Below are 26,813 nucleotides of genomic sequence, written 5' to 3' on the forward strand. Positions count from 1 at the left end.
CGAGCAGTGCTCCGGGGCCGTGCGCGTCCGTCTGCCCCCGTCGAGCCGGCACCCCAAGCAAATTCTGATGTGATCCGTAGGAGCCATTCCCCATGTCGACCGACGTCAACAACCTCAAGGCCGCCGTCCGCACCGAGTTCGGCAAGGGTGCTGCCCGCCGTGCCCGCCGCGACGGCAACGTTCCCGCCGTGCTGTACGGCCACGGCACCGAGCCGCAGCACCTGAGCGTGAACGCCCGTGAGTTCGCCGCCATCCTGCGCGCGCACGGCACCAACGCCGTCGTCACCCTGGACATCGAGGGCACCGAGCAGCTCGCGCTGACCAAGTCGGTCGTCGTGCACCCGATCCGCCGCCACATCGAGCACGCCGACCTGCTCGTCGTGAAGAAGGGCGAGAAGGTCACCGTCGAGGTTCCCGTCGTCCTCACCGGTGAGGCCGCTTCCGGCGCCCTGGTCACCCAGGACGTCACCACCATCAAGCTCGAGGCCGAGGCCCTGCACATCCCCGAGCAGATCGAGATCTCCATCGAGGGCGCCGAGGCCGGCACCCAGATCCTGGCCGGCGGCGTCGAGCTGCCCGCCGGTGCGGCCCTGCAGGACGACGCCGAGCTGCTGCTCGTCAACATCGTCGAGGCCCCGTCCGCCGAGTCCCTCGAGGGCGAGGGTGCAGGCGAGGAGGGCGCCGAGGCCGCTGCCGAGGGCGAGTCGGAGGCTTAGTCTCCCAACCTCGGAACACATCAGTTGACGTCGACGACGCGTCGCCCACTCCGGGCGGCGCGTCGTCGCGTTTCATCAGGACAGGAACTTGAGCGTTGAGCGAGCCGAACGACACCGCACTCGTCGTCGGGCTGGGCAACCCCGGACCCCAGTACGAGAAGACCCGGCACAACATCGGATTCATGGTCGTCGAGACCCTGGCGGACCGGGAGCGGTCCCGCTTCGGCGTCCACAAGAAGTCCGGCGCCGACGCCGTCACCGTCCGCATCGCGGGCCGTCAGGTGATCCTCGCGAAGCCCCGGTCGTACATGAACCTGTCCGGTAAGCCGGTCGCCGCGCTCGCCCGCTTCTTCTCCGTCGACCCCGGCAACATCGTCGTCGTGCACGACGAACTCGACCTCGATTTCGGCACCCTGCGCCTGAAACTCGGGGGCGGAGAAGGCGGCCACAACGGCCTGCGGTCCATCTCGCAGGCCCTCGGCACCAAGGACTACCTGCGCACCCGCGTCGGCATCGGACGCCCGCCCGGCCGCATGGACCCCGCCGACTACGTGCTCAAGCCGTTCTCGTCGGTGGAGCGCAAGGAACTGGACCTCGTCCGCGAGGAGGCCGCCGACGCCGTCGAACTGCTGCTGCGCGTCGGACTGGAGGCGGCGCAGAACCAGCTGCACTGACACCTGATCGCGTAGCCGACTACGCGTGTGCCGCTCCTCGGTGGGCCGGACGATGAAGTTCCTTCGCCCCACGACTCGGGACAACTCCCGAGGCCAGGGACACCACCCACGAGGAAGGGACACGTCATGAAACTCTTCGCGCCTCTCGCAATCGGGGCGGTCCTCGCGCTGCCCCAGTTCGCGGTCGCACCGGCCGCGACCGCCCAGAACCAGGGACCCGACGTCCCCGCGATCTGGCTGACCACCTATCGGCAGTCCATCGTGTGCGGCGACGGCGTCTGTGCCCCGGTGGGTGACGGCGTCGCCCGGGTGAGGATCAACGGCGACCATTTCACCGTGAAGAGCCCGGTCGACCTCGCCGTCCGGCGGTCCGACGGCACGGCCTCCACGTTCACCACGACGACCCGGACCCTGCCCGGATTCGTCGCCGGCGCATTCAGCTACGAGTCCTCGGTGCTCGACGACTGCGACGGAAACACCGACGCCTACGTCCGGGCCCGCGACATCGCGTCCAACCGCTGGTCCGCCGAGGTTCCCGTCAGCGACGCCTGCGCCATCTCGTGATCGCTCGGCTCGTCACGTTCCTCGGCACGAATCCGAGCCACACCGCACCTCGCCCGCTGCGCCCGCCGAGTGCTCGAGGGCGGGCGACGAGCGCTTCCACAGCCCTTCTCGCAGCTCCAATCACCTACGCGGGCACCGTTGCAGGTGTGCTCATCCACGCAGCTTGCGCCGCAACAGCTTCCCCGTCGCCGACCGGGGCAGGGCTCCGACCAGCTCCACTTCGCGCGGGTACTTGTAGGCCGCCAACCGCTCCCGGCAATAGTCGACGAGGTCGCCCTCGGTGACCGTGCTCCCGGGGCGCGTCACGACGAAGGCCTTGGCCGACTCGCCCCGGTAGTCGTCGGGGATACCGACGACCGCGGCCTCCGCAACGTCGGGATGCCCCGCGAGCACCAACTCGACCTCGTGCGGCCAGATCTTGTATCCGGCGGCGTTGATGACGTCCTTGCTGCGGTCGACGACGTAGAACCAGCCGTCGGCGTCCATGAACCCGATGTCGCCGGTACGCAACTCGCCACCGGTCAGCGCCGCCGCGGTCGCCTCCGGGTCGTCCCAGTACGAACCGATCACCTGCGGACCGCTCGTGACCAGCTCGCCGATCTCACCGACGGGGAGATCGCGACCGTCGTCGTCGACAACCCGGACCATGGTGTTCGACACCGGCACCCCGACCGACAGCACCCCGGTCTCCGGATCGACGGGTGCACGCGACTCGGGCGGCACGATGTGCGTCGGCGACGTCGTCTCGGTCTGTCCGTACACGTTGCGGATGTAGCCACCGAGCGCGGCCTCGAGCCGGTCCGCGACGACGGGATCGACCGGCGCGCCGCCCGAATAGCGCAGCCGGAGTGACGTCATCTCGGCCGCGGTGATGTCGGATTCGTCGGCGAGCGCGATGTAGGCGGTGATCGCCGCGACCGCGAACACGGGGCGATGTTCCCGGATCGCGTCGGCGATCACCCCCGGATGAATGCGATGGGTCAGCACGACAGGCGATCTCAGCAGCATCGCGAGCGTGACGGCACCGACGAGGCCGGTCACGTGGAACACCGGTGCCAGCGCCAGGATCGGTTCCCCCGGACCCACTCCCGTCCAGGCGCGGTACAGCTGGGTGCTGAACGTCAGGTTCGCGTGGCTGATCCGCGCGCCCTTCGGGAACCCCGTCGTTCCCGAAGTGCCCAGCAACACGGCCACATCGCCGGGTCCGACCGGACGCCGCTGCACGACCGCGCCGTCGTGCCCGGCGATCAGCGCGGCGAGGTCGATCGTGTCGGGTGGCCGGAGCCGCTCGACGCCCGCGAACACTCGCGGGTCGGTGCGGGACTGGCCGTCCAGCCCGGACACCGTGACCACGACGGGGACCGCGAGGTCGGGATCGGTTGCCAGGACCGGGCGGACCACCTCGACGTACAGGTCGTCGAGCGCCAGCAATGCCGTGGGCCGGTAACGGCGCAGGAACCACTCGAGTTCGCCGGCCTTGCTCATCGGGCTGATTGCGACCGGAACACCCCCGACCTTCCAGGCGGCGACCAATCCGATCACGAACGCCGGGTCGTTCTGCACGTACAGCGCACACCGGTCCCCGGGCCGGAACCCGCGCGCCGCGAGCAGCGCGGCGAGCGCATCCGACGCCCGATCCAGTTCAGCCCATGAGATCGTGCCGTCGAAGTACAGCACGGCCGGATCGTCCGAGGCCGCCGCGACCGCCGCGTCGAACATGTCCATCGCGGTACCGAATTCGACGCGCAGATGCGACGGCCGATCACCGTAGTGTGCGAGCCACGGCCGGTCGTCGTATGCGCTCACCCGACCCCCAACTCCGTCACTCGTCCGTCCGGCCGCCGGTCCCCGGCGCGATCGGACCCACGCTACCGTGTTCAGCATGGCCGAACAGAACTCGACCGGGCCCGCCGTGCGTCGGGCCCGACAGCAGTCCGGCATGACCCTGCGCGCCCTCGCCTCGGCGGTCGGCGTGAGCGTCGGGACCATGAGCGCGATCGAGAACGGGAAGGTGGCGCTGACGATCGACCGCCTGCACGAGATCGCCAGACACCTCGGCGTCCCCTCCGCCCGCCTACTCAGCCCACCCCCGGACCGGCCACCGATCGGAGGACCGGCGACTCCCAGCGACACGGACTGGCGACGCTTCTCCGCACTCGACCTCGACCCGGCGCTCCGGGCGGCCGTCGAGGTGTTCACGGACCTCGGCTACCACGGCGCCACGATGCGCCTGGTGGCGACCGCCGCAGACAGCAGCGTGGCCGGCATCTACCACTATCACCGCAGCAAGCAGCACCTTCTTGCGACGTTGGTGACGCGGACGATGGAGGACATCGAGTGGCGTGTCGCGGCCGCCGATGCCGAGGGGCGGGCCCCGGCCGAGAAGTTCGCCCTCATGGTCGAAGCGCTCGCCCTGTGCCATGCGGTCCGCCGGGACCTGGCCTTCATCACCGCCACCGAGATGCGGAGCCTCGAGGAGCCCGTCCGCGGCACCGTCGCGGACGCGCGCCGACGCCTGCAGGCACGGCTCGACGCCGCGGCGGTCGCCGCCACCGCCGACGGGACCTTCACGACACCCGACCCGCGCGGCACGGCCCGGGCCGTGACGACCCTGTGCATGGCACTGACCTACTGGTACTCCCCCACCGGACCGATGACCCCGACCGAGGTCGCCCGCGACTACGCCGGTCACGCGCTGGCGATGATGCAGGTTCAGCCTCACTGAACATCGAGATCCGCTGACCGCCAATCATTTTCGCGTTCCGCCACCCCCTTGACGGCGGCTCGATTCGGTGTGATCCTGATCTCACTGAACCGTTCGAACGATCGATCGGATAGTTCAGTTCCGCAGGATCGACTCACTGAAGAGGTGCCGATGTCCACCACGCCCGATCTCACCGAACTTCTCGCCGACTCCCCGTCCAACTGGGGCAAATGGGGCGCCGACGACGAGGTCGGCAGCCTGAACTACCTGACCGCCGAACAGGTTCTGAGCGGCGTCGGCCTCATCCGGAAGGGCGCCCTGTTCACCCTCCAGCGCCTCATCGGGGATCCCAACGGCGACCCGGTGTGGCCCGGCCGCAGCCCGGCGACCCGGGAGATGATCCTCGACGAGTCCGACTGGGACGAGGGCGGCGAGGGCCCCGAGTTCCCCGGCGGGTTGCACTACGCCGACGACAAGATCAACGCATTCCTGCAGGGCAGCACACAGTACGACGCACTCGGTCACGTCTGGTACGACGGCCGGATCTACAACGGGTACGACGCCCGCACCACCGTCGGCGGCCTGGACAAGGCCAGCGTCGAGCCGATCGCCCAGCGCGGTGTCGCCGGCCGTGCGGTACTGCTGGACATGGCCCGCTTCCGGGGTGTGGAGCATCTGGGCGCGGGGGAGACATTCGACCACACCGACCTCGAAAAATGTGCCGCCGCACAGGGAATCGAGATCAAGCCGCGCGACATCATACTGATCCGCACCAATCACCTCGAGCTGTTCTTCCAGGATGCGGATGCCTTCTACGGCGATTTCTGCGAGCCCGGCCTGGTCTACTCCCCCGAGCTGGTGCAGTGGTTCCAGGACAAGGAGATCCCGAACCTCGTCACCGACACGATCGCCAACGAAATCACCACCGACCCGCACAACGGCGTCGCCCTCGTGCTGCACAACGCACTCATGCGCAACCTGGGAATCGCGTTCACCGAGATCTGCGACCTGGAGAAGCTCGCCGAGGACTGCGCCGCTGACGGTGTCTACGAGTTCTTCTACGTCGCAGCACCGTTGAAGATCCACCGCGCCAGCGGTGCCCCGGTGAACCCGGTGGTGATCAAGTGACCTACACCGACCGGCCGTGGCTGGCCCGGTATCCGGAGGGCATCCCCTCCGACATCGAGGCCGAGCACGCCACCGCGCTCGAGGTCTTCGACGCGGCGGTGGCGTCGGACCCCGATCGGCCCTTCCTGCACTACTTCGACGCGACGCTGACCTTCGCCGACGTCGACCGGGCCGCGAACGCGCTCGCCGCAGCACTGGTCGCGGACGGGTTCGCCGCGGGGGAGCGACTCGCGGTGTACGTGCAGAACAACCCCTCCTATGCGATCGGCCTCGTCGCGGCCTGGAAGGCGGGCGGCGTCGCGGTCGCGATCAACCCGATGAACCGCCAGCGGGAACTGACGTACATGCTGATCGATTCCGGGGCAACGGCTCTCCTCACCCTCGACGACCTGTACCGCGACGTCGCCGCAACGGTGCTCGAGACCGGGAAGACTTCGGTGCGGACGGTGTACACGACGTCCGCGCTCGACTTCCAGACACGGAACGATCCGCGCCTGTTCGATTCGGCCGAACGGCATCGCAGCGAGGGCACCGGCGACCTCGTCGAGACCGTCGCGTCGTACGACGGCACCCCACCGCCCGCACCAGCACTGACGTCCGACGACGTCGCCGTGCTCACCTACACCTCGGGGACGACCGGAGAACCCAAGGGCGCCATGAACACCCACGGAAACCTGGCGTTCAACGCGCAGACCTACCGGGACTGGACCGGGCTCGCCCCCGGCGAGGGGGTACTCGGCATCGCCCCGCTGTTCCACATCACCGGGCTCGTCGGGCACATCATGGTCGCGATGTCGGCGCGGGCACCGCTGACGCTCACGCACCGGTTCACCCCGGAGGTGGCACTCGACGCGATCCGCGAATGGAAGCCGGCGTTCTCCGTCGCGGCGATCACCGCGTACAACGCACTGTCCACCGCCCCCGGTGTCACACCCGCGGACTTCCAGAGTCTGCGCGTGCTCTACTCGGGCGGCGCCCCGATCGCGCCCGCCATGGCGGACCGGCTCGAGAAGGCGTTCGGCGCCTACATCCACAACATCTACGGCCTCACCGAGACATCGTCGCCCTCCCACGGCGTCCCGCTCGGTGTCCGCGCCCCCGTCGACCCGACCTCGGGCGCCCTGTCGGTCGGCGTCCCCGTGTTCAACACGGTCGTGCGGGTCGTCGGTGAGGACGGCGAGGACGTCCCGGTCGGCGAGGTCGGCGAGTTCGTCACCTCCGGACCCCAGGTGGTGAAGGGGTACTGGAACAAGCCCGACAAGACCGCCGAGTCGATCCCGAACGGCGAACTGAAGACCGGCGACGTCGGATTCATGGACGCCGACGGGTGGTTCTACGTCGTCGATCGCAAGAAGGACATGATCAACGCCTCGGGGTACAAGGTGTGGCCGCGGGAGGTCGAGGACGTGCTCTACGCACATCCCGCTGTCCGGGAGGCCGCCGTCGTCGGTGTGCCGGACGACTACCGCGGCGAAACGGTCAAGGCCTACGTCTCCCTCCAGCCCGGCGCGTCGGTGGAACCGGACGAGATCATCGCGTACTGCAAGGAACAGATGGCCGCCTACAAGTATCCGCGCCAGGTGGAGTTCGTCGGCGAACTGCCGAAGACGGTCACCGGCAAGATCCTGCGACGGGAACTGCGGGACGTGCGCTGATCCCGCTGCCGGGTGTGGGGTTGGCCGGCGGAGGGCGCACCCCACACCCGCGCGGTGTCAGCGCAGCAGCGCCGCCGAGTGGGTGCGGCGCAGCTTTCCGGACGAGGTCTTCGGGATGCTGCCGGGGCCGAGGACCGCGACCGTGCGCGGCCGCACCCCGACCTCTGTGAACACCGCGTGCGCCACGGCGTGTTCGATGCGGTGCACCTCGACCGGGTCGTCGATCGCGTTGGTCTCGACAGCGACAGCGAACGACTCTCGTTTCTGCCCGGCCTCGAGCCGGACCGCGACCGCGTTGCCGGGCCGGACGCCCCGGACCGTGAGCGCGGCCCGTTCGATGTCGGTCGGGTAGATGTTGCGGCCGCCCATGATGATAACGTCCTTGACCCTGCCGCACACCACCACGAGCCCGTCCTCGGTGAAGTAACCGACGTCGCCGGTGTCGAGCCAGCCGTCCTCGTCCTGCGCGGGACGAGGTCCGTCGACGGTGAGGTAGCCGGGCGTGACGGGCTTGCCGCGGACCTCGATGACCCCGACGTTGCGGGCGCTGAGTTCCCGGCGTTCCTCGTCGACCACGCGTCCCTCGAGGTCGGGCACCATCTTGCCGAGGGTGACCATCTTGCGCGCATTGTGCTTGGTGGACGGCACGGCATGCTGCATCGCCTCGAGCAGGTCCGGATCGACCAGATCGAGAACCAGCCCCCGGCCGGGTGAGGGCAACGACACCGCAAGCGTCACCTCCGCCATCCCGTAGGTCGGCGCGAGGGCCGCCTGGTCGAGGCCGAACCGCTTTCCCGCCGCCGCGAGTGCGAGCATCGTGTCGGCGTCGATGGGTTCGGCACCGTTGATCAGGCACCGCATCGTCGACAGGTCGTATGCCCCGTCCGGCGCCTGCTCGAGCCGACGGGCCAGCAGCGAGTACGCGAAATTCGGTGCGGCGGTGACAGTTCCGCGATACTTGTCCATCAACTCTGCCCACAGCAGCGGGTTGTGCAGGAAGTCGAGTGGAGTGACGCAGACGATCTCGGCGCCCATCTGCATGGGCAGCGTCAGGAACCCGACCATCCCCATGTCGTGGAACAGCGGTAGCCAACTGATCATCACGTCGGTGGTGACATCGATCTTGAGCCGGTTGAGCATCGCGTTGGCGTTGGAGTAGAAATTCGCGTGCGTGATCCGCACGGCCTTCGGCGACCCGGTGGAGCCGGAAGTCAACTGCTGCAAGGCAATATCGGATTCGATGGCGTCCAGCGGATCCACCGCGGAGCCACCTCGCAACTCGTCGACCGTCACGACGGTGATGCCACGCGCCGCGAGCAGAGGAGCAGCGGCTCCGAACGGCTCCCCGAGCACCACGGCGTGCGCGCCGATCATCGCCACCACGACCTCGGTGTCGCGGGCCCACGCCTCGAAGTCGGTCCGCGGGGTCGGCTGGTGCAGCATCGTCAGCGCGGCACGGCGCATCCAGACGGCCTGGCACGTCGGCGCGACGTCGACGGGCAACCCCGCCAGCACTCCGACCGAGTCACCGGGACCGACCCCGACGGCGGCGAGTCCGCCCGCGATGCGGCGGGCGATGTCGTGGATCTGGTCCCAGGTCTGCCGCAGCGGCACCCCAGGTTCGCCGGTGACCACCCCTCGAATGCTGGTCGCGGACGCCTCGTACATCTCGTCGGTGAATCTGCTCATCGCGTTCTCCTCACCGGGCCGCTATACGTAATATCCCTCGATTGCCGCCGTTGTGTTACGCGCCACACCTGTCGTGGTGTTACACGCAAAGCATGCGCCCGCGGTTCGGAGGAGCGTGTCGAATCGGGCGATCCCGCGGCGGGTAATCTGGACTACCGGCGTATCGCCACTGCTCCCACGCCTGGTGAGCAGACCGAAGTCCGTCAGCAAAGGAAACTCCCCGGTGACCACCGATCCCGCATCGACGACCGCCGCCACCGACCCCGAAGTCGGCACCGCCGACGTCCCCGAGGTCGGCACCGCCGACAAGTCGGTCCGGGCACTCGCCGGGGAGGCCGGGAGACGGCGCACCTTCGCCGTCATCTCCCACCCCGACGCGGGCAAGTCGACGCTCACCGAGGCGCTCGCGCTGCACGCGAAGATGATCGCGGAGGCCGGCGCCGTGCACGGCAAGGCCGGCCGCAAGTCGACGGTGTCCGACTGGATGGAGATGGAGAAGGCCCGTGGCATCTCCGTCAGCTCCACCGCGCTGCAGTTCAACTACAAGTCCCCGGAGACCGATCCGGACGAGGAACCGAACGTCGTAAACCTCGTCGACACCCCCGGTCACTCCGACTTCTCCGAGGACACCTACCGGGTCCTCACCGCCGTCGACGCCGCGGTCATGCTGATCGACGCGGCGAAGGGCCTCGAGCCGCAGACCCTGAAGCTGTTCCAGGTGTGCCGCCACCGCGGCATCCCGGTGGTGACGGTCATCAACAAGTGGGACCGGCCCGGCCAGTCGCCGCTGGAACTGCTCGACGAGATCCAGGAGCGGATCGGCCTGACCCCGACGCCGCTGTACTGGCCGGTGGGCATCGCCGGTGACTTCCGTGGCCTGCTGCGCCGCGGCGAGGACGGCGCCCCCCGCGAATACGTCCGCTTCACCCGTACGGCCGGCGGCGCGAAGATCGCGCCCGAGGAGATCCTCGACGCCGACGGGGCCGCAGAACGAGACGGGGACGCCTGGGAGACGGCGGTCGAGGAGAGCGAACTGCTCTCGGCGTCCGGCCAGGACCACGACCAGGAGATGTTCCTCGCCGGACAGACGTCTCCGGTGATCTTCGCGTCCGCGATGCTGAACTTCGGCGTCCGGCAGATCCTCGACACCCTGGTCGCGCTCGCGCCGCCGCCGGGTGCGCGCGACGACGTGGCAGGCGCCGCGCGCGCGGTGACCGACCCGTTCAGCGCGGTCGTGTTCAAGGTGCAGGCCGGAATGGACACCGCACACCGCGACCGGCTGGCGTTCATGCGCGTCGTCTCCGGGGTCTTCGAACGCGGCATGGTCGTCACGCACGCACAGACCGGGAAGCCGTTCGCGACGAAGTACGCGCAGACCGTGTTCGGCCGGGAACGCTCGACCGTGGACAGCGCCTACCCCGGTGACGTCGTCGGCCTCGTCAACGCGACCGCCCTGGCGCCCGGCCACACCCTGTTCTCCGACAAGAAGGTCGAGTTCCCGCCGATCCCGTCGTTCGCACCCGAACACTTCTCGGTGCTGCGCGCGGAGAGCGCGAGCAAGTACAAGCAGTTCCGGCGCGCGGTCGAACAGCTCGACTCCGAGGGCGTCGTGCAGATCCTGCGCAACGACATCCGCGGCGATGCGTCGCCGGTGATGGCGGCGGTCGGCCCGATGCAGTTCGAGGTCGTCGCGGCCCGGATGAAGGCCGAGTTCAACGTCGAGGCGCGGATGGAGGGCCTGCCGTACCAGCTCGCGCGGCGCACCGACTCCGAGTCCGCCACCGAGCTCGGCCGCCAGCGCGGCGTCGAGGTCTTCACCCGCTCCGACGGTGTGATGCTGGCCCTCGTCAGCGACAAGTGGCGACTGCAGTACATCCAGAAGGAGCACCCGGAGCTGACCCTGGAACCGCTCGTCGCGACCGCCGACTGACCCCCGGGATCCGGGAGAGCTGCACGTATGAGCCCGCTGCAGGCCCTGTTCGACGCCGAACTGCACATCGGGGACGCCACCATCCTGTGGCGCGAGATCATCGGCAACGGGTTCGGGATCGCGTCCGCGATCGGCGGCATGAAGCGCGTGGTGTGGGCGTGGCCCGTCGGCATCGCGGGAAATGCACTGCTGTTCACGGTGTTCATGGGTGCGCTGTTCCACACCCCGCAGGAGCTGAACCTGTACGGACAGGCCGGACGGCAGCTGATGTTCATCTCCGTCAGCGTGTACGGCTGGACCCAGTGGTTGCGGTCCCGGCATGCGTCCGGCGAGGCGGTGCTGCCGCACTGGGCGCCGCGCCGCGACCGGTTTCTTCTGGTCGCGGCGATGATCTGCGGCACCGTCGTCTTCGCGCAGATCTTCGAACGCATCGGGTCCTACGGGCCTTGGCCGGAGGCGTGGATCTTCACCGGGTCGCTGCTCGCCACCTACGGCATGGCGCGCGGGTGGACCGAGTTCTGGCTGATCTGGATCGCCGTCGACGCCGTCGGGGTGCCGCAGCTGTTCGTGGCCGGGTACTACCCGTCCGCGCTCCTCTACCTCGTGTACGGCGCCTTCGTGCTGTGGGGGTTCGCGGTGTGGCTGCGGGTCCAGCGCCGCGCGGGGGTCGCCCGGTCCGCGCCCTGACCGACGCTCAGATCCCGGCGCGGCGGACGAGGGAGTCCGCGAACGTGGGCGACACCGCACCGAGGTGGCGCAGCAGTTCGGCGTAGCCGGGCAGCAGTTCCACCGGGCGGGTCCGGACCGCCTCGACCAGCCAGCCGGCCGCCCGTTCAGGGGTCAGGGCAGGCATCGCGTCGTAGTCCCTGGTCGGGGTGATCATCGGGGTGCGGATCAGCGGGAAGTGCACCGTGGTGACCGCAACACCGCGCCCGGCGATCTCGGCGCCCAGATCGCGGCCGAACGCCCCGATGGCCGCCTTCGACGCGTGGTAGGCGGCGAACTTCGGCATCACCCCGCCGGGCACACCCCACGTCGCGACATTGACGATGTGCCCGCACCCGCGGTCGAGCATTCCGGGTAGCACCGCCAGCGTCAGCCGCACCGGGCCGAAGTAGTTGAGCGCCATCGTCCGCTCGTAGTCGTGGAATCGGTCCACGGTGTCGACGACGGGGCGGCGGATGGAGCGTCCGGCGTTGTTGATCAGCACGTCGAGCGGTCCGTGGTCGGCGGCGACGGTCGCCACCAGTGCCGCGACGGCGTCCGGGTCGGTGAGGTCACACGCGATGCTGTGTGCGACCCCGCCGTCGGCCCGGATCCGGTCGCGAACCACGGCGAGGTCGCCGGCGCCGCGGGCCACCAGGATCACCTCGGCCCCCAGCGCGGCGAACGCCGTCGCGGCCGCCTCCCCGACCCCGGAGGACGCGCCGGTGATCAGGACCGTGCGGCCGCTGACACGGTCCGGCCCCGGCCGGACGCGGGCGCGGACGGACCGCAACGACGGCAGCGGGTTGAGGGCGGCGCGGGCAACCAACTCACGGATCATGGCGTCGAGTGTGCACCCACCGGCGCGTCGACCGGGTGGGGATGGAGGCAGGTGGGCAGTCGGCGGATCAGGCGGACGACTCGGCCTCGGGTTGTGGGGTGATCGCCATCGCCCACCGGTTCGAGATCAACTGCAGGCTCGGCAGGTCGGACAAGGACACCACGATCTCGTACGTCCGCTCGTACCCGGTGTGCGCGATCCGCCACTGGCCGCCGTCGTCGCGTGCGTATCGGTCGTGGTAGAAAGCCGCACCACGCAACAGCATTCCGTCCTCGGGGAAGATGACCGTGTCCGCGAGAACCCACGTCCCGGTCGCACTGTCCCCGGTGATGTCGATTTCCGGTTGGCCGCAGAGGTGTTCGGACAGTACGTGCGGGCCGAGCGTGATCTCCATGAACGAGCACAACGCGTCCCGGTCCTCGAATCGGAGGTGCTCGCCGTACGTGGCGGTCGCGTCGGGCAGCAGGGTCTCGCGGAACAGTGCCCAATCCTTGGTGTCCAGCGCGCGCGTGTAGCGATGTTTGAGCTTCGTTATCTCAGCGAGAGCCTCGAGATCCATCGCGCGAGCCTTCCATGACAGGGACCATGAAACGACAAGACCGATCTTTCAGGCAGCCTAGTCGCCTTCCCGCCCCGCCGGGCGGTGAACACGTCACGGTGTCAGGCACGCGAGACCGATCACTCGAGGTCGGCGGCCAGCTCCATCCAGCGCTCCTCCGCGGTCTCCTTCTCCGCCACCACCGTCCGCAGTTCCGCGTCGAGCTTCTGCAGCTCCTGCGGATCGGTGGCCGCGGCGGCGAGCGCCTCGTGCAGGACGGCCTCCCGATCGGACAGCTTGGCGACCTGCCGTTCGATGCGGCTCAGCTCCTTGCGGGCGGCCCGGTCCGCGGCACCGTCGCGGACGGCGACGGGCTCGCCGACACTCGCGGCCGCAGGCCCGCTCACCGGGGCGGGGCCGGGCGTGGCCGCAGCGGCGACCGCCTCGCGACGCCTCAGGTATTCCTCGATCCCACCCGGCAGGTTCGTCAGCTTGCCGTCCCCGAACAGCGCCCAGGTGCTGTCGCAGATCCGCTCGACCAGGTAGCGGTCGTGGCTGATCACCACCAGCGTTCCCGCCCAGCCGTCGAGGATGTCCTCGAGCTGCTGCAGCGTGTCGATGTCGAGGTCGTTGGTCGGCTCGTCGAGCAGCAGCACGTTCGGCTCGCTCATCAGCACCCGGGTCAGCTGCAGCCGACGCCGCTCACCGCCGGAAAGATCGCCGACCGGGGTGCGCTGGCGGGCCGGGGTGAAGCCGAGTCGCTCGGCGAGCTGACCGGCGGACATCTCCTTGTCCCCCAGCATGATTCGCTCCGCGACGTCCTTGACCGCCTCGAGCACCCGCATGTCCGTCGGCAGGTCGTCGAGTTCCTGGCGCAGCCACCCGATCTTGACGGTCTGCCCCTGGATGCGCCGACCCGTGGCGGGTTCGAGCTCGCCGGCGAGGGTACGCAGCAGCGTCGTCTTGCCCGAACCGTTCACACCGACCAGACCCACCCGCTCGCCCGGCGCGAGCCGCCAGGTCAGGTCGTGGACGAGTTCCCGGCCGTCGGGCGTTTCGAGGCGGACGTCCTCGAGTTCGATGACGACGCGGCCGAGCCGCCGCTTGGCGAACGACGCCAGCGCGACGGAGTCCCGCGGCGGTGGGACGTTCGCGATCAGGGCCTCCGCCGCCTCGACCCGGTAGCGGGGCTTCGAGGTGCGGGCCTGAGGGCCGCGACGCAGCCACGCGAGCTCCTTGCGGGCCAGGTTCTGCCTGCGTTCCTCGGCGGCGTCGGCCTGCCGGGCCCGCTCGGCGCGCGCGAAGATCCAGTCGTTGTAGCCGCCGTCGTAGCTCTCGACCTTGCCGCCGACGACCTCCCAGGTGCGGGTGGCGACGGTGTCGAGGAACCAGCGGTCGTGGGTGACGACCACCAGCGCGCTGCGCCGGCCCAGCAGGTGTTCGGCCAGCCACTGCACGCCCTCGACGTCAAGGTGGTTGGTGGGCTCGTCGAGGACCAGCAGGTCCAGGTCCTGCACCAGCGCCGCCGCCAGGGCGACGCGCCGCCGCTCCCCGCCGGAGAGGCCCTCGACGCCGCGGTCGAGGCCGACGGAGTCGATGCCGATACCGGCGAGGATGGAACGGATCCGCGCATCACCCGCCCACTCGTGCTCGGCCAGCCCGAGCGGGGCGAGCACCACGTCGGAGACAGTGGCACCGGCCGGGAGGACACCCCGCTGGGTGACCACGGCCATGCGCAGGCCACCGACCCGGCTGACCCGGCCGGAGTCGGGTTCCTCGAGGCCGGCGAGCACCTCGAGCATCGTGGTCTTGCCGCCGCCGTTGAGGCCGACGACACCGATCCGTTCGCCCTCCTGCACGCCGAGGGACACGGAGTCGAGCAGCGGCTTGATGCCGAACGACTTCGACACCTGCTCCAGGTTGATCAGATTGGCCATCAGCGTTCCGTTCCCCGGTGATCGTTCTCGACGTCGACAATGTGCGCACCCGGCACCGGGCCGTGGGCCACCCGCACGGTGCGGCACACGCCCGCCCCGGCCAGTTCCGCCCCGACGGCGACCGCCGAGTCGGAGTCGGCGCACAGGAATGCACAGGTCGGTCCGGACCCCGAGACGATGCCGGCCAACGCCCCTGCCGTGGTCCCCGCACGCAGGGTGCGCCGCAGTTCCGGTTTGAGGGAGAGCGCGGCGGGCTGCAGGTCGTTGCCGAGCAGCGGTGCGAGCTGATTGGCGTCACCCGAGGCGAGCGCCTGGATCAGGCCCTCCGCGCCGCCGATCCGCGGCGGGCTGCCCGCGGCGCGGAGACGGTCGAGTTCACGGAACACCGCCGGAGTGCTCAGTCCACCCTTTGCGAGCGCGAGAACCCAGTGAAAGCTGTTGCGGGACAGGACCGGAAGCAACTTCTCCCCACGTCCGGTCCCGAGCGCGGTCATACCGTGCAGAGTGAACGGGACGTCGCTGCCGAGCTCCGCGCCGAGCGTGAACAGCTCGTCGCGGCCGAGGCCGAGCCGCCACAGCTCGTTGAGTCCGACGAGGGTGGCCGCCGCGTCGGCACTGCCGCCCGCCATGCCGCCGGCCACCGGCACACCCTTGACGATGGTGATCGCGACGTCCGCGGCCCGGCCCGCACGCTCGGCGAGCAGTTCCGCCGCCCGCCACACGAGGTTCGTCCGATCGGTCGGCACCGACGCGGCGTCCTCGCCCCGCACCTGCACCGACAGCCCGTCGGCGTCGGCGAGCACGACGTCGTCACTGAGCGACAGCGCCTGGAACACCGAGGTCAGCTCGTGATAGCCGTCCTCGCGCAGGTCACCGACTCCCAGGTGGAGGTTCACCTTCGACGGCGCCCGGACGGTCACCGGGCGCGGAACTACGGACAGCACGGGGAATCAGCCTAGTGGAGGCGCCACGGGTGGCGAACTCCCGGACGCGCACCCGGCGGCCTCTACCGGCGCGGGCGGTCCTCGAACATCGCCTCGATCCTGGCCTTGATCTCGGCGGTGCTCATGGCCGAGCGGTGCGCGAGAGGTGTCGCCGCCCGCATCCCCGGGCCCGCCACTCGCTCGTCGGCCGCGCCGACCTCGGATGAATTCATCTGTGCAGCAATCCCTTTCTGATTCACAGACCCACCACTCGCTCGAGCGAGGCGAGCTCGTCGTCGAGATGGCCGAGCATCGGCGCCAACTCCGGCAGGCTGCGCCGGCAGCTGGTGAGACCGAACGCGATCTCCTCGTCCGTACTCGTGCAGGTGATGTTCAGCGCCTGGCCGTCCACCGGGATGGACAGCGGAAAGAGCGCGGTCATCCGCGCCCCGTTCCAGTACAGCGGCGCACGCGGGCCCGGCACGTTGGAGATCATCACGTTCGCCGACCGGATCGGAAGGCCCCGCCCGAGCACGATCCCCATCGCCAGCGGTGCAACCCCCAGCGCACTCATCGCACGGATCTGGGTGGCGCTCCGGGCCCGCATCGTCTCCTTGCCCTCGCGCATCGAGGTGCGCACGGCGTCGAGCCGGTCGCCGGCGTCGGACAGGTTCGTGCCGAGATTGCAGGTCAGCAGGCCGATTTCGTTCCCCTCGCCGCCGGTCCGCCGCTCATCGCGCAGCGAGACCGGGACCATCGCCAGCAGCGGCTCGAGGGGCAGGGCATCCACCCCCGCGAGGAACGTGCGCAGCGCACCCGAGCACATGGCGAGCACCACGTCGTTGATCGTCGCGTCGGCGCACTTGGCCACCAGCCGGAGGCGTTCGAGCTGCCACGAGCCCGCCGCGAAGCGGCGCGCACCCCCGATCGGCACGTTGAGCAGCGACGACGGCGCGGCCAACGACAACGCGCCACCGCGACCGTGCAGCGCGCGGTCGACCGTGTCGGCCAATGCAGGCACCAGTCCTGCCACTTCCCCGACCGCGTCCCGCGCCGCCCGGACCGCGGCACCGGCGATGTCCGACACGCCGCCGGTCGACGCGGGTTCTGCCGATCCGAGGCGCGGCGCACCCGGCTCCCACGGCGCGGACATCTCCCGAGCCTCGGGATCCTCGCTGAGCGCCCGTCGCAGCATGCGCATCGCGGACACACCGTCGGCCAGGGCGTGGTGGATCTTCATGTACACGGCGAACCTGCCGTCGGCGAGCCCCTCGATCAGGTGCATCTCCCACAGCGGACGACTGCGGTCCAGCAGGCCGGCATGCAGGCGAGACACCAGATCCATCAGCTCCCGCATGCCACCCGGACGCGGCAGCGCGTCGTGTTGCACGTGGTGCGCGAGGTCGAGGTCGTCGTCGGTCTCCCACCCCCACTGCCCGAGAGTGGTCACCGAGCGCCGGGGGCGGCGCCGCAGCCGCGGGGCGACCAGGTTGCGTTCGAGGGCGGCGTCGAGCATCGCGCGCACGTCCCCGGCATCACCGCCCTCGGGAGGCTCGAGGAGCACGAGCCCCCCGACGTGCATCGGGTGTTCGCGGGATTCGGCTAGCAGGAACATCGAGTCGGTGGGCGACATCGGAAGCAGCATGTTCTGACCTATCAAGTCTCGGGGCACCGGATCGCGGGATCGAGCAAGGGTGATGTGCGTCACCTTTGGTCACAAACGGATGTGAGAATGGTCACGACCGAATCGGGATGTAGATGTTCTACCCCATCGAGAGTTGCGTCACCACCTGGGCAAACGTCCAGGCATCGATCGTCACGCGGGCCGATGCCCCGAATGTCCGGACCGGCCATTCCGCCTCGCCGGCCGGTCGCGTCGCTCACCTGCACGGACGCGACGCGTTCGCCACACCTCGCTACGCGCGGTCACAGCAAGTCCACGGAGCGGGATCCGATCGGCCGGCAAATGCCTACTGACCAGTACGCGTAAAGCTACTCGAAAGTAGCCTGCCGACACGATACAAAGGATCGATTCCTACACGAATCGCGTTGCGGCAAAACGACGTTGGGCGACTCTGTAACGACATGACAGAGCCGCCGAAATAATGGATGCTGGCATACCGGTAGCGCCGATCAACGCACCGGAGGAAGACCGGAATTCTCCGGTCGACAGTCGCCTCGCGACGACCCTCCGACCGCTCGGTGTTCCGGTGATCAAGCGGCCGTCCGTCCTGTCACGGACAGTCGAGCGGCCCGCGCTCAGCCCCGAGTGGCTCGACGCGCCACGGCCTGTCCGTACCGGGTGCCCGCGCACACGTGTGGACGACAACTGTGAACAACGAGGTACGAGGAACGGTGGCCAACCAGATGTTCAGACGAATTGCAGTCGTCAACCGGGGCGAGGCGGCGGTCCGCCTGATCCGCGCCGTCCGGGAACTCAACGCCGAACGCGACCAGCCCCTCACCGTCATCGCCCTGCACACCGAGGCCGAGCGCCGCGCCATGTTCGTCAGGCAGGCCGACGAGGGCGTCACACTGCGCCCCTCGACCACCGCGGCCACGCCCTACCTCGACCACGCCGAACTCGAGCGCGCCCTGATCGAGGCGCGCGCCGACGCCGTCTGGGTCGGCTGGGGCTTCGTCGCCGAGGACCCGGCCTTCGCCGACGTCTGCGCCCGCCTCGGCATCACCTTCATCGGCCCCTCCGCCGAGGCGATGCGGCTGCTCGGCGACAAGGTCGAGGCGAAACTGCTCGCCGAGAAGGTCGGTGTCCCCGTCGCCCCGTGGTCCGGCGGACCCGTCGAGACCCGCGCCGACGCCCGCAGGCACGCCCAGGCCATCGGCTACCCGCTCATCATCAAGGCGCGCTCCGGCGGCGGCGGCCGAGGCATCCGCAAGGTCTACTCCGAGGACGAGCTCGAACTCGCCCTCGAGCGCACCCAGGGCGAGGCCGAGCGCTCCTTCGGCGACCCCGTCGTGTTCATCGAGCGCCTCGTCACCGAGGCCCGCCACGTCGAGGTCCAGGTCATCGCCGACGCGCACGGCAACGTGTGGGCGCCCGGCGTGCGCGACTGCTCGATCCAGCGCAAGAACCAGAAGGTCATCGAGGAGTCCGCTTCCCCGCTGCTGACGGCCGAGCAGTCCGCGCAGCTGCGGAAGGTGTCCGCGGAACTGGTCAAGGCCGCCGGGTACTGCGGCGCCGCCACCGTCGAGTACCTCTACCAGCCGTCGCAGCAGGTGTTCACCTTCCTCGAGGTCAACACCCGCCTGCAGGTCGAGCACCCGATCACCGAGTTCACCACCGGACTCGACCTGGTCAAGCTGCAGATCCACGTCGCGAGCGGCGAGCCGCTGGTCGGCGAGTGCCCGACCGAGTTCGGTCACGCCGTCGAGGCCCGCCTCAACGCCGAGGACGCCGACAACGGGTTCGCGCCCGCCCCCGGCACCGTCCAGCTGCTGAAGTTCCCGCTCGGCTCCGGCCTGCGCGTCGACACCGGCATCGCCCAGGGCGACGTCATCCCGCCCGACTACGACTCTATGGTCGCGAAGGTCATCGCCTGGGGCCGGGACCGCTCCGAGGCCCTCGCCCGGCTGCGCACCGCGCTGCGGGAGACCACCGTCGTCCTCGACGGCGGCACCACCACCAAGTCGTTCCTGCTCGACCTGCTCGACCGCGAGGAGGTCATCACCGCCTCCGCCGACACCGGATGGCTCGACCGGACCGGCGCCGGGACCGCGAACGGCCCCACCCCCGCCGCGGCCGTCGCCCTGCTCGCCACCGCGATCGAGGTCTACGAGACCGAGGAGGCGCACGAGCGCAGCGCGTTCCTCGCCGCCGCCCGCGGCGGACGGCCCCGCACCAAGAACACCGTCGGGCGCGGCGTCGAGCTGAGCTACCAGGGGCAGGCGTACCAGTTCGAGGTCGGCCAGATCGGCCCGCACCGCTACCGCATCGACGGCGACAGCGGCGAGGTCGAAGTCGACGTGGACCGGCTCAGCGAGTACGAGCGCCGGATCGTCGTCGGCGGACGGCGCCACCATGTCGTCTCCGTCACCGGCCCCGCCCACCACCTCGTCGAGGTCGACGGGGTCAGCCACCAGATCAGCCAGGACGAGGCCGGCGTCGTCCGCGCACCCTCCCCCGCCGTCGTCGTGGCGCTGCCCGTCGCGGTCGGCGACGAGGTCGAGGCCGGCGACACCCTCGTGGTGCTCGAGGCGATGAAGATGGAGACCGCGATCCGCGCGCAGAACGCGGGCACCGTCCGGGAAGTCCTCGCCATCGTCAATGCGCAAGTCGACGCCGGCGCCGCACTGCTGCGGGTGGACCCGGTGGCCGAGGAGACCGTCACCACCCAGGCCCCGCGGGTCGAGTTCACGGCCCCCGAGACCAGCGACCGCGACGACCTGACCGAGGCACTCGCCCGGCTCGACGCGCTGACCGCGATGATCACCGGATTCGACGTCGACGACACCCGCGCCACCGCACTGCGCACCGAGTACACGACCCTGCGCGACCGGCTGCCCGAATCCGACCCCACCCTGGCTCGCGCGGAACTGGCGCTGCTGACCACGTTCGCCGACCTGTGCGAGCTGTCGCGCAACCGGCCCGCCGGCGGCGACGACAACGACGAGCGGGTGCACTCCCCCCGCGAGCACTTCCATTCCTTCCTGCGTTCGCTCGACGTCGAGCTGGAGGGCCTGCCGGAGTCGTTCCGCGCCAAGCTGTCCCGCTCGCTGCGCCACTACGACGTGACCGAGCTGGATCGCACCCCGGAGCTCGAGGAGGCCGTGCACCGGCTGTTCGTCGCCCTGCAGCGGCTCGAGGCGCAGGTCCCGACCGTCGCAGGCCTGCTCGCGCACTGGCAGCGGGAGTGCCCGATCGGCGAGGAGCTCGCCGGCGAGTTCGAGGAGGTCCTCAACCGGCTGATCGTCGCCACCCAGCTGCGCTACCCGCTGATCGGCGACATGGCCCGCGGCCTGCACTTCCGCATCTTCGACGAGCCGGTGGTCCGCAAGTCGCGCGAGCAGATCTACGACGGCGTCCGCGGCAGCCTGCAGTACCTGGCGGAGCAGCCCGGCGCCACCGATCGCGCCGCCCGCATCGACGCGATGGTCGACACCCCGGAGCCGCTCGTCGGCCTTCTCGCCGAGCCGTGGTCCGCTCCCGCCGACCTGCTCGAGGTGGTCACCCGGCAGTACTACAAGATCCGCGGACTCTCCGACGTCAAGGCCATCGACGGCCACGGACTGCCCTGCGTCACCGGCACTTTCGAACTCTCCGGTGAGCAGCTGCGCCTGGTGTCGGTCGCCGCGGACCAGGGGCAGCTGACCGAGGCGCTCCGCGTCGTGGACGCGGTCGCCGGCCCGTCGCCCGTGAACCTGGTCGCCGACCTGTACGTCACGTGGCCGGACGCGCCCGCCGACGACGACGCACTCGCCGAGTCGCTGCGGTCGGAGCTGTTGTCGCACAACACGTCCGTGCCGTGGCGACGCGTCACCGTGACCGTCACCGTGCCCGGCGCGATGACGACTCAGCGTCAGGCCACCTTCCGTCCCGCCGAGTCCGGCGGGCTGGACGAGGACCGCATCATCCGCGGTATGCACCCGTTGACCGCGCAGCGCCTGGACATGTGGCGCCTGAAGAACTTCAACGGCACACGCCTGCCCGCCCCGGCCGACACCTACGTGTATCACCTTGCGGCCAAGGACAACCCGGCCGACCAGCGCCTGATCGCGATGGCTCAGGTGCGCGACCTCACGCTGCAGTTCGACGAGGCCGGCGAGATCGAGGCCGCCCCGGCGATCGAGCGGGCCCTCGCGTCCTGCCTCGCCGGCATCCGCAGCGCCCAGGCCGAGCGCGGTCGCAAGCGTCTCGACAACAACCGCGTCGTGCTCTACGTGTGGCCGCGGCTCGACGTCGCCGCCGACCGGTTGTCCGCGATCGCCAGCCACGTCGCACCGCTCACCGTCGGCGCGGGCATCGAGCAGATCACCCTGATCTGCCGCATGCAGGAATCGCCGACGGCGAAGCCGCGCCAGGTCGCCATCCGGTTCTCGTACCGCTCCGGCGCAGGCCTGCAGGTCGCGGTCACCGAACCGCCGACCCAGCCGCTCAAGCCGCTCGACGAGTACACCCAGAAGGTGCAGCGGTCGCGGGCACGCGGCACCGTCTACCCGTACGAGCTGATCCCCGCGCTGAGCGCGGGCGGCAGCTTCGTCGAGTACGACCTCGACGACACCGGCGCGCTGGTGCCCGTCGACCGCCCCTACGGCCGCAACAAGGCCGGTGTCATCGTCGGCCTGGTCACCACGCCCACCGAGCGCTACCCCGAGGGCATGACCCGGGTCGCATTGTTCGGCGACCCGACGAAGGCTCTCGGCACCGTCGCCGAGGCGGAGTGCTCGCGCATCGTCGCGGCCATCGACCTCGCGGAGTCGCTCGGCGCCCCGGTGGAATGGTTCGCGCTCTCCTCCGGCGCCACCATCTCCATGGAGTCCGGCACCGAGAACATGGACTGGGTCTCGCGCGGCCTGCGCCGGATCATCACGTTCACCCAGAACGGCGGCGAGATCAACGTCATCGTCGCGGGCATCAACGTCGGCGCCCAGCCGTACTGGAACGCCGAGGCCACGATGCTGATGCACACCAAGGGCATCCTGGTGATGACCCCGGAGTCGGCGATGGTGCTCACCGGCAAGCAGTCCCTGGACTACTCCGGTGGCGTCTCGGCGGAGGACAACTTCGGTATCGGCGGCTACGACCGAGTGATGGGCCCGAACGGCCAGGCGCAGTACTGGGCACCGGACCTGACCGCCGCGATCGGCGTCCTGTTCGCGCACTATGAGCACGCGTACCTCGCTGTCGGGGAACGTTTCCCGCGCAAGGCGGAGTCGTCGGACCCGATCGACCGTGACGTGCGCTCGTTCCCGCACGTGCACCCGTCGAGCGAGTTCACCACGGTCGGTGAGATCTTCTCCGCCGAGACGAACCCGGACCGCAAGAAGCCGTTCGACATCCGCACGGTGATGCACGCCGTGGTCGACCAGGACCACGCCGTGCTCGAACGCTGGGCCGACATGGCCGACGCCGACACGTCGGTGGTGTTCGACGCGCACCTCGGCGGCAACGCCGTCACCGTCGTCGGCATCGAGTCCCGGGCCATCGCCCGCAAGGGCTGGTTCCCGACCGACGGCCCGGACCAGTGGACCTCGGGCACGCTGTTCCCGCGTTCGTCGAAGAAGACGGCTCGCGCGATCAACGCGGCGTCCGGAAACCGTCCGGTCGTGGTGCTGGCGAACCTGTCCGGATTCGACGGCTCCCCGGAGTCGCTGAGGAACCTGCAGCTCGAATACGGCGCCGAGATCGGCCGCGCGATCGTCAACTTCGACGGCCCGATCGTGTTCGTCGTGATCTCGCGCTACCACGGCGGCGCGTTCGTGGTGTTCTCCGGCGCCCTGAACGAGAACATGGAGGTGCTCGCGGTCGAGGGCTCGTTCGCCTCGGTGCTCGGTGGCGCCCCTGCCGCGGCCGTCGTGTTCACCCGCGAGGTCAACGCCCGCACCGACGCCGACCCGGCGGTGCGCGACCTCGAGGCCCGGCTCGCCGCCAGCGACGACGACGCCGAGCGCGCCACGCTGCGCGTCGAGCTCGCCGCCGAGCGGGTCGCCGTCCGCAACGCCAAGCTCGGCGAGGTGGCCGCGGAGTTCGAGGGCATCCACAACATCGAACGCGCCCGCGAGGTCGGCTCCGTGCACGACATCGTGGCCGCCGCGGACCTGCGGCCGCGTCTGGTCTCCGCTGTCGAGCGCGGCATGGGCAAGGTTCTCGCCGCCCAGTAAGCACGATCAGCCAACGCAGTGGGCGCCGCCGGAGGGATTCCGGCGGCGCCCACTGATTTCACCACCGAACGGCGCCATCGGAGCGAACTCCGTTGGCGCCGTCCGCTATTGGGACACGTCCCGCAGCTCCCGCGGACGTGGACGGATCCAGGCGTGCAGCGCCGCGAGCAGACATCCGCCCGCGCACCGCAACACCGCCCGCAGCCGCGGATCGTCGAGCACCTCGACGGGCCTCATCGGACCGGCACCGTCTCGGCGGCCCGGGCCGGGCGGAGCGTCACGGCCGCCAGTGCCGCGCCGACGAGAGCGATCACCGCGGCCGTGAGGAACGCGGCCGAGAACCCGTCGGTCAGGGCCGCGTGATCACCCACCCGCCCCGCTCCTGCGACCGCCGCGACCGCGGTGGCGGCGGCGAGGCCCAGCGCCGAACCCAACTGGTAGCTGGTGTTGACGATGCCCGAGGCGAGACCACCCTCCTCGGGGCGGGCACTGGAGATGGCGGTGCCGAGCGACGGGATGAAGGCGAGGGCCATCCCCAGCGCGGAGATCAGCGAGGCGGGCAGGACGTCCACCCAGAAGCTGCCGTCCGGACGCACCAGTGAGAGCCAGCCCAGGCCCGCCGCGAGCAGCAGCAGCCCGGCCACCACCGCAGGCTTCGGCCCGAACCGTGCGATCAGACGTGGCGCGAGCACGATCATCCCGACCATGATCAGTGCCGTCATCGGGATCAGCGCGGCACCGCTCGGGAACGCCGAGAGGCCGAGCACCTGCTGCAGGTACAGGTTCAGGAAGAACCACATCGGGATCCACGCGGCGCCGAGCAGGAACTGGGCGAGGTTCGCGGCACCCAGGTTGGGGGTGCGGAAGATCGCCAACCGGACGAGCGGCTCGCGCCGCATCGCCTGGATCACCAGGAATCCCGCGAGCAACGCGGCCGCGGCGAGCAGGACACCCCAGGTCTGCACGGACAGCCAGCCCACCTCGGGCGCCCGGACGATCGCGTAGACCGCCGTACCGATGCCGAGCGTCACGGTGACCGCGCCGAGCAGGTCGACGCCACCCGTTCCGGTGCCGCGCCCGCCCGGCAGCAGCGCCGGCGCCGCGACCAGGGCGAGGACCGCGACCGGGATGTTGACGAAGAACACCCATGGCCACGAGGCGTACTCGGTGAGCAGCCCGCCGAGGAACACGCCCGCGGTCCCACCGGCCGGCGCCGCGGCGCCGTACACGGCGAGCGCCCTGGTCAGGTCGCGCGGGTTCGACCCGAACAGCATCATCAGCAGTGTCAGCGCGGCCGGCGCGATGAGGGCCGCGCCGACCCCCTGGACGGCGCGGCCGACGAGTTCGGCGGGGACGTTCGCGGCCAGCCCGGCCACCAGGGAGCCGACCAGCAGGATCAGCCACCCCAGGCCGAACATGCGACGAGCGCCGAACAGGTCGGACAGCCTGCCGCCGAGCAGAAGTAGCCCGCCGAACACCACCACGTAGGCGTTGAAAACCCAGGTGAGGTTCTCCTGTGTGAAGCCGAGATCCTCGCCCATCTGTGGCAGCGCGACGCCGATGATCGACGTGTCCATGATGACCATGAACTGCGCGAGCGCAATCAATCCGAGCGCCAACCACTTTCGCGATTGCACCCGGCCCGTTTCCTGATTCATCTCGATCCCTCCCTGCATCGGTGAGCGATGACCGTGGTTCGACCGTCGCCGTTCGGTTTATACCCCCCATGGGTATCTGACACAATCCCCACCAGAGGGTTGCGTCACATGCCCTCGGGGGGTATGTTTCGACTCGTTGGCCATATACCCCCAGTGGGTATGCGAAGCAGACGAAGGAGAACGTCATGGAGATCGCGAACTACACCGTCACCGGGATGACCTGCGGGCATTGCGCGGGCTCGGTCCGCGAGGAGGTCGCCAAGCTCGACGGGGTCACCGAGATCACCGTCGACGTCCCCACCGGGCTGCTGACCGTCACCTCGATCGACCCCGTCGACCCCGCCGCGGTTCGCGCCGCGGTGGAAGAGGCCGGCTACACCGCACAGTCATGAACACCGCCACCAAGCTGGCCGCCTACACCGGGGGCCTCGCCGTGATCTTCGCGGCGGCCCTCGGTGTCGGGGCGGCCGTGGGGAGCCCGACCGACATGTCCACCACCACGCACGACACCCACACCGAGGAACCCACCGCCACAACGGAGACCGGGATTCCAGCCGGCCTGCAGGTCAGCGAACAGGGATACACGCTCTCGGAGATCTCGGCGCCGGGTACGGCCCGCACCCCGGGCGCACTGACCTTCCGGATCACCGGGCCGTCCGGCGACCCCGTCACCGCGTTCACCGACCAGCACGAGAAGCAGCTGCACCTGATCGTCGTCCGCGCCGACACCAGCGAGTTCCGGCACGTGCACCCGACCCTGGCCGCCGACGGCACCTGGTCGATCGACTGGACCTGGCCGACCGGTGGCACCTACCGCGTGTTCGCGGACTTCCAGCCCGTCGACGGGCCCGCACTGACGCTGGGCCGCAACGTCGACGTCGCCGGCGACCTGACCCCGGTCCCGCTGCCTGCACCTTCGCGGACCGCGGAGGTCGACGGATACCGGGTCGAACTGTCCGGCGATCTGACCACCGCCGGTGGCGCGCTCACCCTGGCGGTCACCCGCGACGGCGGCCCGGTCACCGACCTGCAGCCCTACCTCGGCGCCTACGGACATCTGGTCGCGCTGCGCACCGGCGACCTCGCCTACCTGCACGTGCACCCGCAGGGCGCGCCCGGCGACGGCGTCACCGCGCCCGGACCCGACGTGGTGTTCCACGCGCAGGCTCCGAGCCCCGGCACCTATCGACTGTTCCTCGACTTCCAGCACGAGAACACCGTCCGCACAGCCGAATTCACCGTCGAAGCCGACGCAGACACCGCACCCGCCGCGCCTGCCGCACCGGCCGGCCACGGGCACTGACACACCACC

Annotated in this window: 21 protein-coding genes; 11 read left to right on the forward strand and 10 right to left on the reverse strand. The window is 70.0% G+C overall.

What is annotated here, in order from left to right; translation table 11 throughout:
• The first annotated feature begins 92 nt into the window (after positions 1-92).
• The 3 genes from ACWEPG_RS07240 (at position 93) to ACWEPG_RS07250 (ending at position 1,954) form a co-directional block, all read left to right on the forward strand.
• Positions 93-716, forward strand: coding sequence for a 50S ribosomal protein L25/general stress protein Ctc (locus tag ACWEPG_RS07240; RefSeq protein ID WP_452594156.1), 624 nt, complete (start codon positions 93-95; stop codon positions 714-716).
• A 95-nt stretch (positions 717-811) separates the two neighbouring features.
• On the forward strand, positions 812-1,390 hold the full coding sequence (gene pth, locus ACWEPG_RS07245) for an aminoacyl-tRNA hydrolase (protein ID WP_450114069.1): 579 nt from the start codon (positions 812-814) through the stop codon (positions 1,388-1,390).
• A gap of 126 nt (positions 1,391-1,516) precedes the next feature.
• The gene (locus ACWEPG_RS07250; protein WP_452594157.1) at positions 1,517-1,954 is read left to right on the forward strand and encodes a hypothetical protein; all 438 of its coding nucleotides are present in this window, start codon (positions 1,517-1,519) and stop codon (positions 1,952-1,954) included.
• A gap of 150 nt (positions 1,955-2,104) precedes the next feature.
• On the opposite strand, the gene ACWEPG_RS07255 is transcribed toward ACWEPG_RS07250, so the two are convergent.
• Positions 2,105-3,760 (reverse strand): class I adenylate-forming enzyme family protein, encoded by a 1,656-nt coding sequence (locus tag ACWEPG_RS07255; RefSeq protein WP_452594158.1) that lies wholly within the window; start codon positions 3,758-3,760, stop codon positions 2,105-2,107.
• Between the two features lie 76 nt (positions 3,761-3,836).
• Between ACWEPG_RS07255 and ACWEPG_RS07260 the strand changes: the two genes are divergently transcribed.
• The 3 genes from ACWEPG_RS07260 (at position 3,837) to ACWEPG_RS07270 (ending at position 7,441) form a co-directional block, all read left to right on the forward strand.
• Positions 3,837-4,679, forward strand: a complete 843-nt coding sequence (locus ACWEPG_RS07260) for a TetR family transcriptional regulator (protein WP_452594159.1) — start codon at positions 3,837-3,839, stop codon at positions 4,677-4,679.
• Between the two features lie 150 nt (positions 4,680-4,829).
• The gene (locus ACWEPG_RS07265; RefSeq protein WP_450114065.1) at positions 4,830-5,786 is read left to right on the forward strand and encodes a cyclase family protein; all 957 of its coding nucleotides are present in this window, start codon (positions 4,830-4,832) and stop codon (positions 5,784-5,786) included.
• The gene (locus ACWEPG_RS07270) at positions 5,783-7,441 is read left to right on the forward strand and encodes an AMP-binding protein (protein WP_452594160.1); all 1,659 of its coding nucleotides are present in this window, start codon (positions 5,783-5,785) and stop codon (positions 7,439-7,441) included. The genes ACWEPG_RS07265 and ACWEPG_RS07270 overlap by 4 nt, the downstream gene beginning before the upstream one ends.
• A 57-nt stretch (positions 7,442-7,498) precedes the next feature.
• Here the strand turns inward: ACWEPG_RS07270 and ACWEPG_RS07275 are convergent, their stop codons facing one another.
• Entirely contained in the window at positions 7,499-9,130 is a 1,632-nt protein-coding gene (locus ACWEPG_RS07275; protein WP_452594161.1) for a fatty acyl-AMP ligase, read from the reverse strand.
• A gap of 223 nt (positions 9,131-9,353) precedes the next feature.
• Here ACWEPG_RS07275 and ACWEPG_RS07280 point away from each other — a divergent pair, with 223 nt between their 5' ends.
• Positions 9,354-11,060, forward strand: a complete 1,707-nt coding sequence (locus ACWEPG_RS07280; RefSeq protein WP_450114062.1) for a peptide chain release factor 3 — start codon at positions 9,354-9,356, stop codon at positions 11,058-11,060.
• Between the two features lie 27 nt (positions 11,061-11,087).
• Complete coding sequence (gene pnuC, locus ACWEPG_RS07285) at positions 11,088-11,747, forward strand: nicotinamide riboside transporter PnuC (RefSeq protein ID WP_450114061.1); 660 nt, start codon at positions 11,088-11,090, stop codon at positions 11,745-11,747.
• A 7-nt stretch (positions 11,748-11,754) separates the two neighbouring features.
• Here pnuC and ACWEPG_RS07290 read toward each other — a convergent pair whose 3' ends face one another.
• From ACWEPG_RS07290 to ACWEPG_RS07315, 6 genes are all read right to left on the reverse strand, one after another.
• Positions 11,755-12,606, reverse strand: coding sequence for an SDR family oxidoreductase (locus ACWEPG_RS07290; RefSeq protein ID WP_450132840.1), 852 nt, complete (start codon positions 12,604-12,606; stop codon positions 11,755-11,757).
• Positions 12,607-12,673: 67 nt separating this feature from the next.
• The gene (locus ACWEPG_RS07295; RefSeq protein WP_450114059.1) at positions 12,674-13,165 is read right to left on the reverse strand and encodes a nuclear transport factor 2 family protein; all 492 of its coding nucleotides are present in this window, start codon (positions 13,163-13,165) and stop codon (positions 12,674-12,676) included.
• Positions 13,166-13,284: 119 nt separating this feature from the next.
• Entirely contained in the window at positions 13,285-15,081 is a 1,797-nt protein-coding gene (locus ACWEPG_RS07300) for an ABC-F family ATP-binding cassette domain-containing protein (protein WP_452594162.1), read from the reverse strand.
• On the reverse strand, positions 15,081-16,025 hold the full coding sequence (locus ACWEPG_RS07305) for a 4-(cytidine 5'-diphospho)-2-C-methyl-D-erythritol kinase (protein WP_450114057.1): 945 nt from the start codon (positions 16,023-16,025) through the stop codon (positions 15,081-15,083). Before ACWEPG_RS07305 ends, ACWEPG_RS07300 begins: the two co-directional genes overlap by 1 nt.
• A gap of 62 nt (positions 16,026-16,087) precedes the next feature.
• A complete protein-coding gene (locus ACWEPG_RS07310; protein WP_450114056.1) occupies positions 16,088-16,237 on the reverse strand; it encodes a hypothetical protein in 150 nt (49 codons plus the stop codon).
• Between the two features lie 23 nt (positions 16,238-16,260).
• Positions 16,261-17,649 (reverse strand): WS/DGAT/MGAT family O-acyltransferase, encoded by a 1,389-nt coding sequence (locus tag ACWEPG_RS07315; RefSeq protein ID WP_452594163.1) that lies wholly within the window; start codon positions 17,647-17,649, stop codon positions 16,261-16,263.
• Positions 17,650-18,371: 722 nt separating this feature from the next.
• On the opposite strand from ACWEPG_RS07315, the gene ACWEPG_RS07320 reads away from it, so the two are divergent.
• Positions 18,372-23,843, forward strand: coding sequence for an ATP-binding protein (locus ACWEPG_RS07320; protein WP_450114054.1), 5,472 nt, complete (start codon positions 18,372-18,374; stop codon positions 23,841-23,843).
• Positions 23,844-23,948: 105 nt separating this feature from the next.
• Here the strand turns inward: ACWEPG_RS07320 and ACWEPG_RS07325 are convergent, their stop codons facing one another.
• Entirely contained in the window at positions 23,949-24,080 is a 132-nt protein-coding gene (locus ACWEPG_RS07325; protein ID WP_450113219.1) for a hypothetical protein, read from the reverse strand.
• The gene (locus ACWEPG_RS07330) at positions 24,077-25,501 is read right to left on the reverse strand and encodes an MFS transporter (protein ID WP_450113220.1); all 1,425 of its coding nucleotides are present in this window, start codon (positions 25,499-25,501) and stop codon (positions 24,077-24,079) included. Before ACWEPG_RS07330 ends, ACWEPG_RS07325 begins: the two co-directional genes overlap by 4 nt.
• A gap of 185 nt (positions 25,502-25,686) precedes the next feature.
• Between ACWEPG_RS07330 and ACWEPG_RS07335 the strand changes: the two genes are divergently transcribed.
• Positions 25,687-25,893, forward strand: coding sequence for a heavy-metal-associated domain-containing protein (locus tag ACWEPG_RS07335; RefSeq protein ID WP_450113221.1), 207 nt, complete (start codon positions 25,687-25,689; stop codon positions 25,891-25,893).
• Complete coding sequence (locus ACWEPG_RS07340; RefSeq protein ID WP_452594164.1) at positions 25,890-26,804, forward strand: hypothetical protein; 915 nt, start codon at positions 25,890-25,892, stop codon at positions 26,802-26,804. The genes ACWEPG_RS07335 and ACWEPG_RS07340 overlap by 4 nt, the downstream gene beginning before the upstream one ends.
• The last annotated feature ends 9 nt before the right edge of the window (positions 26,805-26,813 follow it).

The organism is Rhodococcus sp. NPDC004095 (assembly GCF_053604015.1).